This window comes from Niabella ginsenosidivorans, assembly GCF_001654455.1.
Classification (GTDB): Bacteria; Bacteroidota; Bacteroidia; order Chitinophagales; family Chitinophagaceae; genus Niabella; species Niabella ginsenosidivorans.
Genome location: NZ_CP015772.1, coordinates 33,040 through 49,331, shown reverse-complemented (window position 1 = coordinate 49,331; position 16,292 = coordinate 33,040). Strand labels below are relative to the sequence as shown.

The 16,292-nt window shown below is 45.2% G+C and carries 16 protein-coding genes; 8 read left to right on the top strand and 8 right to left on the bottom strand.

Annotation, left to right across the window (positions count from 1 at the left end):
* Window positions 1-18 precede the first annotated feature (18 nt).
* Both hisS and A8C56_RS00230 read right to left on the bottom strand, forming a co-directional pair.
* Window positions 19-1,386 carry a histidine--tRNA ligase gene (hisS, locus tag A8C56_RS00235; protein ID WP_067750545.1) on the bottom strand — a complete coding sequence of 456 codons (1,368 nt, stop codon included), beginning with the start codon at window positions 1,384-1,386 and terminating at the stop codon, window positions 19-21.
* A 19-nt stretch (window positions 1,387-1,405) separates the two neighbouring features.
* The gene (locus tag A8C56_RS00230; protein WP_067750542.1) at window positions 1,406-1,882 is read right to left on the bottom strand and encodes a low molecular weight protein-tyrosine-phosphatase; all 477 of its coding nucleotides are present in this window, start codon (window positions 1,880-1,882) and stop codon (window positions 1,406-1,408) included.
* A 98-nt stretch (window positions 1,883-1,980) separates the two neighbouring features.
* Here A8C56_RS00230 and rlmN point away from each other — a divergent pair, with 98 nt between their 5' ends.
* Both rlmN and A8C56_RS00220 read left to right on the top strand, forming a co-directional pair.
* Entirely contained in the window at window positions 1,981-3,027 is a 1,047-nt protein-coding gene (rlmN, locus tag A8C56_RS00225; RefSeq protein WP_067750540.1) for a 23S rRNA (adenine(2503)-C(2))-methyltransferase RlmN, read from the top strand.
* A 111-nt stretch (window positions 3,028-3,138) separates the two neighbouring features.
* Entirely contained in the window at window positions 3,139-3,573 is a 435-nt protein-coding gene (locus tag A8C56_RS00220) for a hypothetical protein (protein ID WP_067750537.1), read from the top strand.
* Window positions 3,574-3,608: 35 nt separating this feature from the next.
* Here the strand turns inward: A8C56_RS00220 and A8C56_RS00215 are convergent, their stop codons facing one another.
* The 3 genes from A8C56_RS00215 to A8C56_RS00205 all read right to left on the bottom strand — a co-directional run bounded on the left by A8C56_RS00215 (window position 3,609) and on the right by A8C56_RS00205 (window position 8,130).
* On the bottom strand, window positions 3,609-4,451 hold the full coding sequence (locus A8C56_RS00215; RefSeq protein ID WP_067750533.1) for an aminotransferase class IV: 843 nt from the start codon (window positions 4,449-4,451) through the stop codon (window positions 3,609-3,611).
* Window positions 4,448-5,599 carry a DmpA family aminopeptidase gene (locus A8C56_RS00210; RefSeq protein WP_067750531.1) on the bottom strand — a complete coding sequence of 384 codons (1,152 nt, stop codon included), beginning with the start codon at window positions 5,597-5,599 and terminating at the stop codon, window positions 4,448-4,450. The genes A8C56_RS00215 and A8C56_RS00210 overlap by 4 nt, the downstream gene beginning before the upstream one ends.
* 74 nt (window positions 5,600-5,673) lie before the next feature.
* Window positions 5,674-8,130 (bottom strand): glycosyl hydrolase family 95 catalytic domain-containing protein, encoded by a 2,457-nt coding sequence (locus A8C56_RS00205; protein ID WP_067761355.1) that lies wholly within the window; start codon window positions 8,128-8,130, stop codon window positions 5,674-5,676.
* A 312-nt stretch (window positions 8,131-8,442) separates the two neighbouring features.
* Here A8C56_RS00205 and A8C56_RS00200 point away from each other — a divergent pair, with 312 nt between their 5' ends.
* Window positions 8,443-8,790, top strand: coding sequence for a phage holin family protein (locus A8C56_RS00200; protein ID WP_067750528.1), 348 nt, complete (start codon window positions 8,443-8,445; stop codon window positions 8,788-8,790).
* 96 nt (window positions 8,791-8,886) lie between these two features.
* Here A8C56_RS00200 and A8C56_RS00195 read toward each other — a convergent pair whose 3' ends face one another.
* Together A8C56_RS00195 and A8C56_RS00190 are read right to left on the bottom strand one after the other, a co-directional pair.
* A complete protein-coding gene (locus tag A8C56_RS00195; protein ID WP_067750526.1) occupies window positions 8,887-9,306 on the bottom strand; it encodes a Fur family transcriptional regulator in 420 nt (139 codons plus the stop codon).
* A 6-nt stretch (window positions 9,307-9,312) separates the two neighbouring features.
* A complete protein-coding gene (locus tag A8C56_RS00190) occupies window positions 9,313-9,933 on the bottom strand; it encodes an SCO family protein (RefSeq protein WP_067750523.1) in 621 nt (206 codons plus the stop codon).
* A 143-nt stretch (window positions 9,934-10,076) separates the two neighbouring features.
* Between A8C56_RS00190 and A8C56_RS00185 the strand changes: the two genes are divergently transcribed.
* Together A8C56_RS00185 and A8C56_RS00180 are read left to right on the top strand one after the other, a co-directional pair.
* Window positions 10,077-10,478, top strand: a complete 402-nt coding sequence (locus A8C56_RS00185; RefSeq protein WP_067750520.1) for a MerC domain-containing protein — start codon at window positions 10,077-10,079, stop codon at window positions 10,476-10,478.
* 111 nt (window positions 10,479-10,589) lie between these two features.
* Window positions 10,590-11,012: a YybH family protein gene (locus tag A8C56_RS00180; RefSeq protein WP_067750517.1), complete on the top strand. Its 423-nt coding sequence runs from the start codon at window positions 10,590-10,592 to the stop codon at window positions 11,010-11,012.
* On the opposite strand, the gene A8C56_RS24920 is transcribed toward A8C56_RS00180, so the two are convergent.
* Window positions 11,013-11,141 carry a DUF4834 family protein gene (locus tag A8C56_RS24920; RefSeq protein WP_245645696.1) on the bottom strand — a complete coding sequence of 43 codons (129 nt, stop codon included), beginning with the start codon at window positions 11,139-11,141 and terminating at the stop codon, window positions 11,013-11,015.
* A 319-nt stretch (window positions 11,142-11,460) separates the two neighbouring features.
* On the opposite strand from A8C56_RS24920, the gene rimP reads away from it, so the two are divergent.
* The 3 genes from rimP (at window position 11,461) to infB (ending at window position 16,182) form a co-directional block, all read left to right on the top strand.
* Window positions 11,461-11,931: a ribosome assembly cofactor RimP gene (rimP, locus tag A8C56_RS00170; RefSeq protein WP_067750514.1), complete on the top strand. Its 471-nt coding sequence runs from the start codon at window positions 11,461-11,463 to the stop codon at window positions 11,929-11,931.
* A gap of 48 nt (window positions 11,932-11,979) precedes the next feature.
* Window positions 11,980-13,227, top strand: coding sequence for a transcription termination factor NusA (gene nusA / locus A8C56_RS00165; RefSeq protein ID WP_067750512.1), 1,248 nt, complete (start codon window positions 11,980-11,982; stop codon window positions 13,225-13,227).
* An 81-nt stretch (window positions 13,228-13,308) separates the two neighbouring features.
* Window positions 13,309-16,182, top strand: coding sequence for a translation initiation factor IF-2 (gene infB / locus A8C56_RS00160; RefSeq protein ID WP_067761348.1), 2,874 nt, complete (start codon window positions 13,309-13,311; stop codon window positions 16,180-16,182).
* Window positions 16,183-16,292: the final 110 nt, after the last annotated feature.

The following is a 16,292-nucleotide window of genomic DNA, read 5'->3' as shown; positions in this document are numbered from 1 at the left end:
TGATTATGTGCTGCTGTCTTAAAATGTATAATTCTCCAAATCAGCAAAGGTGACCTGTGTTTGCTCCCCGGTTTGTAATTTTTTAATCACTATGGTTCCTGTCTCCAGTTCCCGGGTGCCCAAAATAGCTATATAGGGAATTCCTTTTTTATCAGCATATTTAAATTGTTTGTCAAATTTTGCGGCTTCATGATATAATTCTGCTGCAATGCCTCTGTGCCTCAGGCGCTGCATCAGTTCAAAAGCTTTCATTGCTTCATTGACCCCCAAGTTAAAGAACAACAGCTTTGTGCCTGCATAAACATCGGCAGGAAACCCGTTTATCTCGGTAAGCACATCATAAATACGGTCAACCCCAAAAGAAATGCCCACGCCCGGAACCCCCGGCACACCAAACAGACCGGTAAGATCATCGTACCGGCCACCGCCGCCAATACTGCCCATTTGTACATTGAGGGCTTTTACTTCAAAAATAGTTCCGGTATAATAGTTCAGCCCGCGGGCAAGAGTAGGGTCTATCACTAATGTGGCGGCCTGTATATTAGCCACTGTCTGCCGGGTGATATATTCCAGCTCATTGAGCCCTTCAAGCCCGGTTACATTGCCGGCAAGGATTGTTTTTAAAGCGGCAAGCTTTTCATCATTGGTGCCGGTAATTTCCAGGAACTGTCGGATGAGACTCACCTGCTCTTCCGTTAACCCGCGTTCTTTTAATGCTTCCTCTACTTTTTCCAGGCCAACCTTGTCCAGCTTGTCTATTGCAATAGCAATATCGGTCATTTTACCGGCGCCACCGCACCGGGCGGCTAACGCAGCCAGTATCTTGCGGTTATTGATCCTGATTTCAACCGGCAGGTTTAAGTTTTTAAAAACGGTGGCGTAAATAGCCACCAGCTCCAGCTCATTCAACAGCGATCTGCTTCCAACCACATCTGCATCGCACTGGTAAAACTCCCGGTAACGGCCCTTTTGCGGGCGATCGGCACGCCACACAGGCTGCAGCTGGTATCTTTTAAACGGCAGGGTCAGCTGGTTATAGTGCATGGCTATATATCTTGCAAAAGGAATGGTCAAATCATAGCGCAGGGCGCGTTCCGTAATATCTTTACTGGATTTTCCTTCTAATAATTTTGCAAACCCTTCTTTTGTTTTATCGATCTTTTTGGGCTCATCAAGCCCGTTGTTCAGTATTTTAAAAATAAGCTTATCGCCTTCTTCACCATATTTGCCCATTAATGTTTCCAGGTTTTCCATGGCCGGGGTCTCCAGTGGCTGAAAGCCGTATAATTCAAAAACATTTTTAATGGTATTAAAAATATAATTGCGCCTGTGTACGGTTGCGGTATCAAAATCTCTGGTTCCTTGTGGTAGGGATGGTTTTGTCATTTGTAGTAATAAAAGTTGTTTATGCGTTTTTTTCGTTCACAATACTGTATTTCTTTATAATCGCGTCTGTTGCTTCGTCAAGCATTTCAAAAACGGCATGGTAATCCGGCTCTGTACCGTACCAGGGATCCGGAATATCCTCGTTTTTACCGGGATGTACCTCATTCATGATCAGGTCTGTTTTTGAGGGATTAAATTTTTTCCCCGCACGATATTGAATATCGCTGATCACATCGCCGGCCATGGCATAGATCTTATCAAACCGTTCAAAATCTTCCGGAACAAAATCCCTTGCCCGCTGCCGGCTGATATCAATGCCATGCAGGCGGGCAACTTTTTGTGAAAGCCGGTGCGGCGTTTCGCCTGTATGATAACCATTAGTGCCCGCGCTGTCTACCTGCCAGTCCAAGCCTAGTTCAGCTGCTTTTTTCTGTAAAATTCCTTCTGCCAGCGGGCTTCTGCAAATATTGCCCAGGCATACCATTAAAATCTTCATGCGCGCAAAGATAGAAATCGTTTCCGGTTTCCTGTATCCTGTTACCGGTTCCGGATCTTTTAACGGCTGAAACCTTCAACCTGCTGTATCTTTGCACCATGAACGGAAAGCAGCAAAATATACGCCACCTCAGTCTGACCCAGCTGGAAGCTTATTTTTTATCCATTGGTGAAAAAAAATTCCGGGCTAAACAGGTATATGACTGGTTGTGGATAAAACCTGTGCAAAGTTTTGATGCTATGAGCAACATCAGCAAGGAGTTACGCCAGGTGCTGAGCAGGGATTTCAGCTTCCCCGCTTTATCAGTGGATACCACCCGGCACTCTGAGGACGGCACCATAAAATCCCGTTTTAAAACCATTGAAGGACATCTGACAGAAGGCGTATTGATCCCTACTGATGAACGGAAAACGGCCTGTGTAAGCTCACAGATCGGCTGCAGCCTGAGCTGTAAATTTTGCGCTACCGGTTACCTGGAGCGCAAACGCAACCTGAATTTTGATGAAATTTATGATGAAGTGGCCCTGATCAACCAGCAATCTCTTGAGGTTTATGATAAAAAGCTAACCAATATTGTATTTATGGGCATGGGAGAGCCTTTGCTGAATTATAAGAATGTACTGGCAGCAATTGACCGGATCACCTCCCCGGAGGGCCTGGGTATGAGCCCCCGGCGCATAACCGTTTCCACTGCGGGCGTGGCCAAACAGATCAAACACCTGGGCGATGATAAGGTGAAATTCAAGCTGGCACTGTCCCTGCATGCCGCCAATGATAAAAAACGCCATGAGATCATGCCCATCAATGATACTAATAATATCCAGTCGCTGGTAGATGCGTTGAATTATTTTTATAAGCAGACAAAAAATGAGATCACTTTTGAATATATTCTCTTTAACAATTTCAATGACGCACTGGAAGATGCTGATGAGCTGATCCGGATCTATCGGCAGGTTCCGGCAGACCTGGTCAATTTAATCGAATATAATCCCATTGAATTTGCAAAATTCACAAAACCTTCAGAAGAAAAAGTAGATGCGTTCATGACCTACCTGGAAAAGCACAGGGTAAATGTACGTCTGAGGCGAAGCCGTGGCAAGGATATTGATGCCGCCTGCGGGCAGCTGGCCAACAAGGGAAAATAGTTTCCCACAGAAATAACCAGTACCTGCTTTTCAGGATTTTAGCAGATCATTTTTGATGTTTCCTGTTGCGTTTTCAAAAGAGAGAACGTTTTTAGCATAAAATCAAAACATATGAAATATCTTGCCTTATTTGCTGTTGCCACCATTTTGGCGGCTACGTCCTGTAAAAAACCCGCAACCCTGCCTAATTCAGATATTGATCGTTTGCAAGGCACATGGGAACTAAGGTCGCGAATGACCGATATGCCCCCCGTCAATTATCAGAACGGAAATGGAACAAAGCTGGTATTTAAGGGCAATTCCTTTAGCCGGTTTGAGAAGAAACAGCAAACAGCATCCGGCACATTTGCTGTTGTATGGGATAATGATGCCCAGTCTGTAGTTGGGCAGGTGGTTCCTGAAAACAGGTTCGGGACAAGGATTGAATTTAATGGTAAAACCGATCCCAAAGTATTTTACCAGGTTTCCAACGATACCCTTTATACTTTACAAGGCTTTTTTCCCACAGATTCCGGTATCAGCGAAGTTTATGTTCGCATTCAATAATGCCTCCACAGCACCGGTACTTTTGCTGAACAGGCTCACTTAGCAGCGTGCAGGTATTGCAGTTCCATTGCCATAAACTGTTCATACAGCTGGCGGGTGACCTTGCCCGGTTTGCCGTTGCCTACCGGATTACCGTCAATTGCAATAACCGGTAAAAGGCGTTTGGTGGTACTGGTCATAAAAACTTCTGCCGCGTTTTTCAGCTCATTTACGGAAATGTCCCTCTTCTCAACAGGCAGCATTTCATGGGCCAGCTGTAATACCTTTTTGCGGGTAATACCGTGAAGAATGTGCTGAGCGGGCGTTGCCAGCTTTCCGTCCCTGGTTACGATAAAGATATTGGCCCTCGGAAATTCGGAAATAATATTGTTGCGGAAATAGACTACATCATCCGCTTCTTTTTCCTTTAGCTGCTGCTGCAGCCAGATGCCCATCAGGTAGTTGATCGATTTTACCTCGGGGAAATCACGCATATATTCATGTGTGACAATTTTCATTCCCTGCTCAAATTTTTCTTTGCCGGGTAATGCAACGGGGTGTTGCTGAATAATCAGGTTTCCCCGTACGGGTGTATAACTGTCTGGCGAATAGCCGCCGGTGGCGAGCATGCGGATACCGCTGTCTCCTGCTATCTGGTTCTTTTCAATCAGTGAGTCAATGGCATTCTTTATCTGCTCCCGCGTCTGTGGGATTGTAATGAACAACCGGCTTGCTGAATTAAAAAAGCGGTCAAGATAGTCATCCGGGAATAACGGCTGGCTATCAGATGTTCTGAAATAGTCAAATACGGCATACCCTCTTTGCAGGGCAAGATCGCCGGTTTTAAGAACGGCTTTTTCTTCCTCGTAATAAGCATCATTTACAAATGTCCATCTCATGGCTGGTACCGGTTGTATTTTTTTAAGATCGAAATTACTTTATCTTTTGGCAGCGCTTCCGCTTTATTACCATTGCGGCCCGTCAGAGTCTGAGCGGCAAAAAGAGAATGAAGGATCGCTTCTTCAGTAGCTTCAATAGCCGCCATAAATAAAGGAGACATGTCGTCATTAAACACCACTGCTGTTTTATGAAGCTGTTCTTTTGCTGCATGGGGAATGCGCACAGCAGCGTTTGCGGAAAAGGCAATGATATAATCGCCACTGCCATTGCTGGCAATACCCCCGGTCTTTGCCAGGCCCATAAAAGCCCTTTTTGCCAGGCGCTCCAGATTACGCGCATCTAAAGGGGCATCGGTAGCTACTATGACCATACAACTGCCATCTACAGGGTTGTTCAACTGGTTGCTTAAAAAATAGTTGCCCAGTTCAACCCCTACCGGAACACCGGCTATTTCCAGTATACCGCCAAAATTGGTTTGTACAAGAACGCCCACCGTATAACCTCCGGATGTTTTGGGAAGCACTCTTGAAGCCGTGCCAATCCCCCCCTTAAAGCCAAAACAAACAGTGCCGGTGCCGGCGCCAACGTTTCCCTGTTCCACAGGGCCTGTTTTTGCATTGGAAATGGCTTCTGAAATATCTTTTTCGGTTACGTACCGCCCACGGATGTCATTCAGGTATCCATCGTTTGTTTCTCCAACAATGGTGTTCACGCTCTGGACATTTTCATTTCCTTTTTGAGACAGGGTATATGAAATGCCTGCATTGATGCCTGAGGCAACATTCAGCGTATTGGTCAGTATAATAGGGGTTTCTATATTTCCCAGTTCCCGCACCTGGGTGCTGCCGGCCAGCTTGCCAAAGCCATTGCCCACGAAAATGGCAGCAGGCACTTTTTCCTGGAAAATATTCCCGCTATGCGGTAAAATAACGGTTGCGCCGGTTCTTATATCCGTTCCCCGGATCAGGGTCTTTTGTCCAACCAAAACACCCGCTACATCCGTAATGGCATTGTTCTTTCCCCTGGGCAGCACGCCAATCTTAACAGGAATATGGACAGTTGTGGTCTGCGCCCTTGTTTCCGTAATAAGGGAAAAAGCGCTTATAAAATAAGCAACAGGAAGTATTGCAACAGGCAAAATTTTCATGGAGGTTAAAAATAGAAAATAATTTCGTGAGTCTGTAGTTTTTGCATGCAGCAACAGGCTGACCAACTCCCTGTTTATTTTATGATTAATCGCTGCCCGCTTTGAACAGCAATTATTGTAATGTTATTTGCAGTCTGCAGGGGTTTTATTTTCCGGCCTTTGGCGGTATAAATATACCTGCCTGGCGGCAGCACCAGTTTACAGATTCCGGTTAATTTTGGCAGGATGGAAGCCGTTTTAAACCGGTTATGCTCCCATTCCATATCCACAATAAAATGACCCCGTGCTACCAGGCCGGAGATCTTTCCTGTGGCCCAGTCCGGGCTTTTCGGCAATGCCGGTAAAAAACGGAGGGCTTCATCCTTACCCTGGCTTTGCAGCAACATTTCAGCAATGCCGGCGGTGGCTCCAAAGTTACCATCGATCTGGAAAGGCGGATGCGCATCAAATAAATTGGAATAAGTGCCGCCACTATGATAATTGGCGGCATCACCCTGTTGTATCGGATGCAGCAACTCTTTCAACATTTTAAAGGCATGATCCCCATCACCTGTTCTTGCCCAGAAGTTGATCTTCCAGGCTTTGGACCACCCGGTGCCTGCATCACCGCGCAGCAGCAGGGTTTGCCGGGCAGCAGCCAGCAATTCCGGAGTATCCCAGGGAGTAATTTCATCATAAGGATGCAAACCATATAACGGGGATACGTGCCGGTGGTGCGGGTCTGTGGAAGGCCAGTCTTCCAGCCATTCCTGTATTCCCCCGTTGGCAGGGCTTACCTGGTTAGGAGCTAACCGGCTCCTGATTGCTGTAAGCTGCGCTGCGCATTCTTTATCAATACCCAGTATCTCTGCTGCAGCAATTACAGCACCAAACAGATCCCGGCAGATCTGCTGATCCATTGTGGGGCCCATACAGGTGTTGCCTTTAAAACCATCAGGCATAATATAGGTGTTCTCCGGCGAGTTGGACGGAGCAGTAACCAGCCAGCCGTGCTGTTTCTCTTTTATTAAAACCGATTCTAAAAAAGCAGCAGCTCCTTTTAAAACAGGATAATAGGTTTTTAAAAAATCCCTGTCTTTTGTAAAACGGTAATGTTCCCATATATGGGTTGCCATCCATGCCCCGCCTGTTAAGGTGGAGCCCCATTCGGCTCCTTCCCCCGGTGAAGTAAAGAACCAGGGATTGGCAACTACATGTGCTACCCAGCCCTTTGCGTTGTAATATTTTTGCGCTGTCTTTTCTCCGTTTGCCACAAGGTTCCGGGTAAACTGAAAGAGCGGCTGTGCCAGGTCTGACAAATTGGTTGTTTCTGCCAGCCAGTAGTTCATTTGTATATTTATATTCATGTGATAATCACCGTTCCAGGGAGTCTGGTATTCTACCGCCCAAAGACCCTGCAGGTTGGCAGGTAATAAGCCAGGCCTTGATGAAGAGATAAAAAGATAACGCCCGAAATTAAAGTACAACACCGGCAATTGGGGATCCGGCTGGCCGGATGCATATCTTATCAGCCGCTCCTCTGTAGAAAGATCCCGTATGGCTGATGGGGACCCTCCGGGCATGGTAAAACGGCAGCGGTCAAAATAAGCGCTGAATTTTTTTTGAGAGGCCTGCAATGCCATCGCATACCGGCCGCTGGTAACGGCTTGCAGGTCTTCCCGTACCCGTGCTGCAACCACAGTATTGCTGAGCCCGCCGTGAGCATAATTATAATTGGTGCGGATGGCAACAGCAATGATACATTCAGTGGCATGCTGTACTACCAGCTGCTGCCCATCGGCCCGGATGCTGCCGCCTGTTGTAAAGGCCTTTAGCAGCGTGGCAAACTGCATTCCTTTGTTGTTTCCATCCGGCAGTTGACCGCGCATCATTATTTCATTACCGTTTGCTGAATTAGCAGTCACATTTTCCTGCCGGTTCAACGTCAGGGCAATATGCAGGCCTCCGGTTTTGCTGCTTTTTAATTTTACCCAGATGATATCATTCAGGAAATCAGTAAAGACTTCTTCAGAAAAAGAAATAGTATGCTTTTGAAAACGGGTGCTTGCCAGCGCCTTTTCAAGGTCCAGGGTTCTCTGATACCTGGTAGTGATTGCCGGCGGATCCAGCCACTCTATAGTAAGATCACCCGCTGTCTGATAGCACCCAAATGGAACATGAGCGCCCTGCCCGTGCCCGGAGCCCTCCCCTTTGGCAATAAAATGCTTCATTAAAAGAGCCTGGGCCTCTTTGTTTTTTCCGCTCAGCAACAACTGCTGGATCGGCTTCAGATAATGGGAAGCGCTGTCCAGGTCTGCATCCTGGGGACCTCCGGACCATAATGAAATTTCATTTAAAGCGATCCGCTCCTTTTGAGCATCGCCAAACACCAGGGCACCCAAACGGCCATTGCCCAGCGGAACTGATTCGGTAAAATCCCTGGCGGGCTTTTTAAAACGGATCAGGACATCGTTCTGTGCAGCTGTCTTTTTAAAAAACAGGCTTAACAATAATGTACATATGACCGCAAAAAAAAGCTGTTGTTCCCTCATAATCCGCAATATAGTCATTGCTCCGCGCAATTACATAAACAGGTGGCAATATCAAGGTGGCCCATAAATTTATTTTTTACTGAAATGGGCTATGAGTAAGGTTCATTCACAATGCCACTAATTCCCGAATAAGCGCCAAATGGCGTTATTCATGTCCATTTTAAAAGAAAAAAGCCTGTTTTATTTATTCGTGTATTTGTGGCGTAATAGTTTGGAGGCAACACTATGATCAGCAGCGGATTTCTGCTGCCATTTGAATCGGTTCTTACACAATTTATTTATCTTTAACACTTATTAAAGCTATTCGATTCGATGAATTTCATATTAAAAGTGCTGATAACGGGCCTCATTGCCTATCTGCTTCCAGCCATTTTGCCAGGAGTTAAAATAGTAGATATGAAAACCGCCGCATTGTTTGCATTAGTGCTGGCTCTTTTAAATGCTGTCATAAAACCGGTTCTGGTAATTCTTACAATTCCTGTTACCATACTTTCGCTGGGGTTGTTCCTGCTGGTAATAAATGCGTTTATGGTATTGCTGACTGCGAATCTTTTTAAAGGCGTTTATGTGGATGGATTCTGGTGGGCACTGATATTCAGTATCTTGCTTTCAATAGGATCTTCCGTGCTTTATTCTTTAGTAGGCGGGCGCAGCAATTAGGAATATTTTATTTGGATGCAACAAAAGAATGGTGTATATTAGCATTTAGTCAAAACATTAATCAAAAGTCCTGATGTTTCCACATCAGGGCTTTTCTTATTGAAGATTACAGGTTTTGCAAACACCTTTTACCACTACTTCCACCTGGTTAATCGTATATCCTTTCGGAAGCCTTATAGCAGGCGTTACCACATCATCCAGGCAAAACGTATTGCCGCAGTGCGTACATAATAAATGGATATGCTCGTCATGATGATGGCCTTCGCTGCAATCATCCTTGCACAGCGCATATTTAATGCTGTTGTCTGAAGTGGGAATGGTATGTATAATGCCCTTATCAACAAAAGACTGGAGGGTGCGGTAAACAGTTACGCGATCAAAATGCTTGTCCGTATTCTTTTCAATATCTGCATGTGCCAGAGCGCCATTACTGTTTAAAAACAGGGACAGGATCTTTCTTCTGCCCTCCGTTACGCTAAGATTATTCTGTTTTAAGATCTGAACAATAGTATCCATGGCTGACTAATTATTTTTAGGTTCTTTTAATTCATCCGCAATATCTGCTATCAGCTGGTTGATCTCCTTCTGCTTTAAACCATCATATATTTTTACCACGTTTCCCTGCCGGTCAACAAGCGCCCAGAACTGCGTATGCAGGAAGTCATCTTTATCAGAGTTCAGGTTATTGGCCGGATCATCAATCGTATAACTAAGGCGGGCCATCTTATACAGGCTATCCTTCCTGCCGGTTAAGAATACCCATTGCCGGGTATCCACTTTCATAGAATCAGCATAGTGTTTTAATTGAGCTGCAGAATCCCGCTCCGGATCGCAGGTATGGGAAACGATCAGGAAATCCGGCGTGCCCTTATATTTTTCATATACCTGTTTCATATTGTCGTTCATCATCGGGCAAATGCCGGGGCAGGTAGTATAAAAATATTCTGTCACATATACTTTGCCGGCGACATCTTTATTGGAAAAGGGCTGGCCATCCTGGTTCAGGAAGGAGAACCGGCCTACCCTGCTGATCGGTTCCAGCTTTCTTTTATCAAATCCCGGTATAAAATGAACAGCAGAAAGATAGAATGCGATGGATAACCCCACAAAAAATACAATATAGAAGACCGCTTTTTTTGACATTGCTAAAAATTAACTGCAAACGTACATGAAATTTTCAGGAGAAATGTATCTCAACTGTTTAACAAATTCGTCCTAAAATCGTTTATCTGTAGTTGCAATAAAATATTTGCAACACTGTTTCTATTTTTAAATATTTTTGCAGAATGAAGTCGAAAATCAATTGGGACGCTATAGGGATCTCTGCTTCGGTGATTTGTGCTGTTCACTGTGCCGTTTTGCCGCTTTTTATGGCCAGCCTGCCGCTTTTTGGTGTAAACATTATTGAGAACAGGAGTTTTGAAGCCGGAATGATTCTTTTAGCCTTCCTGATCGGGATCTATGCGCTTTCTCACGGTTATAAAAAACATCATCATAAAATGCTACCGATCATCCTGTTTACCCTGGGCATTGGTTTCCTGGTTTTAAAACAGATCTTTTTGCTTTATCATAATCTGCTGCTGATCCCGGCTGTGGTTTTCATTATCGGAGCACATATCCTCAACTACAGGTATTGCCGCCGGCACAATCATGCCCATGCGGACGACTGCAACCATGATCATTTTTAATTGTTTTTAGTCCGGTTGATAAACCTTTGCCCTATAAATAGGGTATATGGCTGTTAAGGGGTACTTTTAGAGCAGGTATTCATTTTGAATGCCGTAAAATCTGTTAAGAATATGAAATATGTATTGGCAATTGCGTTCAACTTATTGATGATCAGCTCCTGTGCCCAGGATAAAGCTGCTGATCAGGTAAGAGAGGTTCTGCAGCAGCAAATCACCGCCTGGAATAAAGGGGATATAGATACATTCATGGAAACTTACTGGAAAAGTGATTCATTGCTCTTCGCAGGGAAGAACGGCATTACATACGGGTGGCAAAAAACGCTGGAGAATTATAAAAAAAGCTATCCAACCAAAAAAGATATGGGCGTATTGGAATTTGATCTTATAAAAGTACAGCCCCTGGGCACCGGTTATTATAACGTGGTGGGAAAATGGCATTTAAAAAGGGAAATGGGCGACCTGAAGGGGCAATACACACTGATCTTCAGGCAAATAGACGGTACCTGGAAGATCATCCAGGATCATACCAGTTGATCACTTTACTTCCTCAAAGTCGATATATTCACCTACCCCCGGCTTTCCGGCCTTGGCAGCCGCAGAGGGGGTTTGTGTTTCGGAAGCACCGGCTGCACTTTGCTGGTCCGGCTGAAACTGTTGTTTCATATGGGAGAACTGTCTTTTTACTTCCCTGGTGGTCCTATACACCGGCAGAACAAATTTTACAACAAAATTGTAAAGAAAATAAAACAGCAGGGCGTATAGTAGTACGGAAATCATTCTTTATGCATTATGATGTATATAATAAACGTCTTATAGATAAAAATGTTGTCACAGAGGATGTTTAATTTTTTTTGAAAAAATTAAGCGGCTCCGCTGTAAAAAAAGGGGTAAAAATTGCACTTTTTGCTATAAATAACTTACCTTTGCGCCAGAAAAGGAGACAGAGGGAACGGAGGCGTTCCCTTCTTCTTTTTTCCGGAATATGAATAAAGAGGAAATAATTGAACAAATACAGGAAAAAGTAGTTGCGCTGCTGACCCAAAATCCGTCTCATTTTTTGGTAGATATCCGAATAAAGCCCACCAATAATTTTAAAATATTTATTGACGGTGATGAAGGGGTTGGAATTGATGATCTTGTAAAATATAACAGGGCTCTTTATAAACAAATGGAAGAAGAAGGGTTTTTTCCTGACGGGGATTTTTCTTTGGAAGTATCTTCTCCCGGTTTGGATGAGCCCTTAAAGTTGTACCGGCAGTATGTAAAAAATATCGGACGGGATGTGGAAGTGATCACTCTTGACGGTAAAAAAGTGGAAGGCAGATTACTTTCGGTTGATGACAAAGGCCTTGTTGTAGAGGAAACAAAGGGAAAGGGAAGAAAAATGGAAAAAACGGAGCATTCTATCCTGTTTGAAACAATAAAAACAACAAAAATTCAAATTAAATTTTAAAAAGCAGCTCAGGGAGCTGGGTTTCATTAAGGCAAATCGTACTTCATTATGGCAAGTATTAATTTAATTGAGGCATTCCAGGACTTTAAAGATGCAGAAAATATAGATCGTCCTACAATGATGAAAGTTGTAGAGGATGTGTTTAAGACCTTATTGCGGAAAAAATATGGCAGTGACGAAAACTTTGATGTGATCGTAAACGCAGAAAAAGGTGACCTAGAAATCGTAAGGCACCGGACGATTGTAGAAGACGGGGAAGTGGAAGATCCGCTGGCGCAGGTTGCCTATTCTGAGGCCATTAAGCTGGAACCCGATTATGAAGTAGGTGAAGATCTGTATGAAGAGATCGACCTGATTGATTTTGGCCGCAGGGCCATCCTGGCCGCCAAACAAACATTGGCCGGCCGTATCAGCGACCTGAAGAAAAATGTGCTGGCAAAAAAATATGAAGACCGCATCGGCGAGATCATCAGCGCAGAAGTTTACCAGGTTTGGAAAAAGGAAATCTTATTGCTGGATGAGGAAGGCAATGAGCTGATCCTTCCCAAAAGCGAACAGATTCCGCAGGACTATTTTAAAAAAGGAGAAAACATCCGCGCAGTGGTAACACGCGTGGATCTGAAAAATAATAATCCGGTAATTATCCTTTCCAGAACTTCGCCGGATTTCCTTGCTAAATTGCTGGAAATTGAAGTGCCGGAGATCTTTGACGGGTTGATCATCATTAAAAAAATTGTAAGAGAGCCGGGCGAACGTGCAAAAGTTGCCGTGGAATCTTATGACGACAGGATTGACCCGGTGGGCGCCTGTGTGGGTATGAAGGGAAGCCGTATACATGGTATTGTGCGCGAGCTGAAGAATGAAAACATTGATGTGATCAACTGGACCACCAATATGCAATTACTGATCCAGCGTGCGCTGACTCCTGCAAAAATCACCAGTATGAGCCTGGACCAGGAGAACAGGCATGCCAGCATCTTCTTAAAACCGGACCAGGTTTCCCTGGCTATTGGTAAAAGAGGGGTAAACATTAAGCTGGCCTCAGATCTAACAGGGTATGAGCTGGATGTATACCGTGATACAGAAGATGAAGATGAAGAATTTGATGTGGATCTTGAAGAATTTGCAGACGAAATTGACGAGTGGGTTATTGATGCATTGAAGAAAATAGGTTGTGACACGGCAAGAAGCGTATTGCGCATGTCCCCGACTGAACTGGAAAAAAGAGCAGACTTAGAGAAGGAAACCGTAGAGGATGTCCGCAAAATTTTGCAGGAAGAATTAGAACGTGAATAAAAGGCATTTCACGGTTTTGCGGGGATTTTGTGAGAGTGATCAATTAAATGATTCCGTTATTACGGAATGGGAAAAATATTTATGGCAGAAAAAAAACTTCCAAGATTATTACAGGCGGCTAAGGAATTTAACATTGGCCAGGATACCCTTATTGACTTTCTGGTAGGCAAGGGATTTGAAAAAGACGAACTCAAACCTTCCACAAAGTTATCTGAGGCTATGTATACTGCGCTGCAACAGGGATTCCAAAGCGATAAAGCCGCGAAAAACATCAGTGACCAGGTAGAACTGCCTAAAGGGCTTGGCGGAGACGGCAGAAGGCGTCGTGATGAAGAAGAACCGGTCAAAAAAGAAGAACCGGTTGCTCCTGTGGCAGAACCGGTAAAACCCGAAGAGCCGGTTGCAAAAAAAGAAGAAGAGCCTCAGGTAGAAGCAGCCCGGCCGGAGCCGGCTCCTGAACCGGTAGCTGAAAAAACACAAACACCCGACGAAGAGGTAGTGGCAAAAGTACAGGTGCCGGACATTGAAGGCCCCAAGATCATCAGTAAGATCGATCTTTCAGCTATTGACTCATCTACCCGTCCCAAGCGGTCCGCTAAAAAAGAACAGCCTTCCGTTGAGGAGAAACAACCGGAAAAAGTGGAAGAGCCGGTTGCAAAAAAAGAAGAAGAGCCGGAACCAGTAAAAGCACCGGTAAAAGAAGAAGCGGCACCACCGGCCGTGGAAGAAACAAAACAGGAAGAAGTTCAGATCACCAATATACAGGCTGAAAAAATTGAAGGCCCCAAAATCCTGGGAAAAATTAACCTGCCGGTAGATAATGATACCCGCCCCAAACGGGATGAAAAAAGGAAGCGTAAACGGATTCCTATTGAAAAGAAGGAAGTAAAGGCCGATACGGATCGTAATAAAGGAAATCATGCCGGCCAGAGACAGGAGGGCCGGAGCGGTGGTCACGGCCAGCATGGTGGCAGCCATCACGGAAAGGGCAACTTCAGGGACCGGCACCGGCCGCACAGGGAAGAAAAACAGATCGACGAAAAAGAAATACAGGAAAAGATACGGGAAACCCAGGCCAAGCTGAGCGGTGGCGGCGGTAATAAGCAAAAAAGCATGCGTGCAAAGGCCCGCCGTGATAAACGGCACGAGGCGGCAGAAGCCATTGAGGATGAAAGCGCCGACAAAACATTACGCGTAACAGAGTTCATCAGTGTAAGCGAACTGGCCAACCTGATGGATGTAAGTTTTGCAGATGTGATCAGCAAGTGTATGAGCCTGGGTATAATGGTTTCCATTAACCAGCGCCTGGATGCAGAGGTAATAGAACTGGTGGCAAGTGAGTTTGGATATGATGTTTCTTTTATTGATATGGAACAGCAGATGGAAATGGAAGAAGACGAAGAGGAAGAAGATGATGAGGCAGCACTGATTCCGAGAAGCCCGATCGTTACGATCATGGGCCACGTAGACCATGGTAAAACCTCTTTGCTGGACTATATAAGAAATGCAAATGTTGTGGCGGGCGAAGCAGGCGGTATCACCCAGCATATCGGGGCATACCGTGTGCAGGTAGGCAATGATAAGGAAATTACGTTCCTGGATACTCCCGGGCACGAAGCGTTTACCGCAATGCGCGCCAGAGGTGCCAAGGTTACCGATATTGCAGTGATTGTGATAGCTGCTGATGATGCGGTAATGCCTCAGACAAGAGAAGCCATCAGCCACGCACAGGCGGCCGGCGTACCCATGATCTTTGCCATTAATAAAATTGATAAAGACGGTGCCAATCCCCAGAAAATATATGAACAGCTGTCGCAGATGAACATCCTGGTAGAAGAATGGGGGGGCAAATACCAAAGCCAGGAGCTAAGCGCCAAACAGGGACTGAATGTGGATAAGCTGCTGGAAAAAATATTGCTGGAAGCCGAATTACTGGATCTGAAGGCGAACCCCGACAGGGAAGCAACAGGTACCATTATTGAAGCTACCCTGGATAAAGGCCGTGGTTATGTAGCCACGCTGCTGGTAGAAAACGGTACCTTAAAAGCCGGCGACATTATAGTTAGCGGACAATATTATGGCAGGGTAAAAGCCATGTTCAATGAGCGCAACAAACGGCAGGACACCGCAGGGCCTTCTGCTCCTGCTGTAGTGCTGGGTCTGAATGGCGCTCCGCAGGCCGGCGAGAAGTTTAAAGTGTACGAAGAAGAGTCTGAAGCCAAAAGTATTGCCAATCGCCGTTCGCAGATCCTCCGTGAACAGGGCATGCGTACCAAGAAACACATCACGCTTGATGAAATCGGCCGCCGCCTGGCACTGGGCAGCTTTAAAGAGCTGAACGTGATCATTAAAGGCGACGTGGATGGTTCCGTAGAAGCGCTGAGCGACTCATTACAGAAGCTTTCTACTGAAGAGATCCTGGTGAACGTGATTCACAAAGGAGTAGGTCAGATCAATGAAAGTGATATTGTACTGGCAGAAGCCTCCGATGCCATTGTTATTGCCTTTAACGTACGCCCGTCCCAGCAGGCATTGCAACTGGCCAATAATGCAGGTATTGAAATAAAAATGTACTCCATCATCTACAATGCCATTGAAGAAGTGAAGAGTGCAATGGAAGGTATGCTGGAGCCGACAGTAAAAGAAAAGATCGTCGGTAACGTAGAGATCAGGGAGGTATTTAAATTTGACAAAGCCGTTGTGGCAGGATGTTATGTGCTGGATGGCCGTATCAAACGCGATAATAAAATACGCCTCATCCGCGATGGCATCGTCATTTACCCGACCGGTGAAAATGCAGTTGCGGAACTGGGCTCGCTGAAGCGCTTTAAAGATGATGTAAAAGAAGTGCTGGCCGGAATGGAATGTGGTTTGACCGTTAAGAACTACAACGACATAAAAACCGGTGATGTAGTAGAAGCATACGAACTGGAAGAAGTGAAGAGAACGCTGTAAATCAGCGCGTTAAAATAATAACAAAACATCAGTTGGTTCATCCTGGCTGATGTTTTTAGTTGAGACAGGAACAAACTTTTGTTAAATCATACGGGGGCGGATCAGTATTC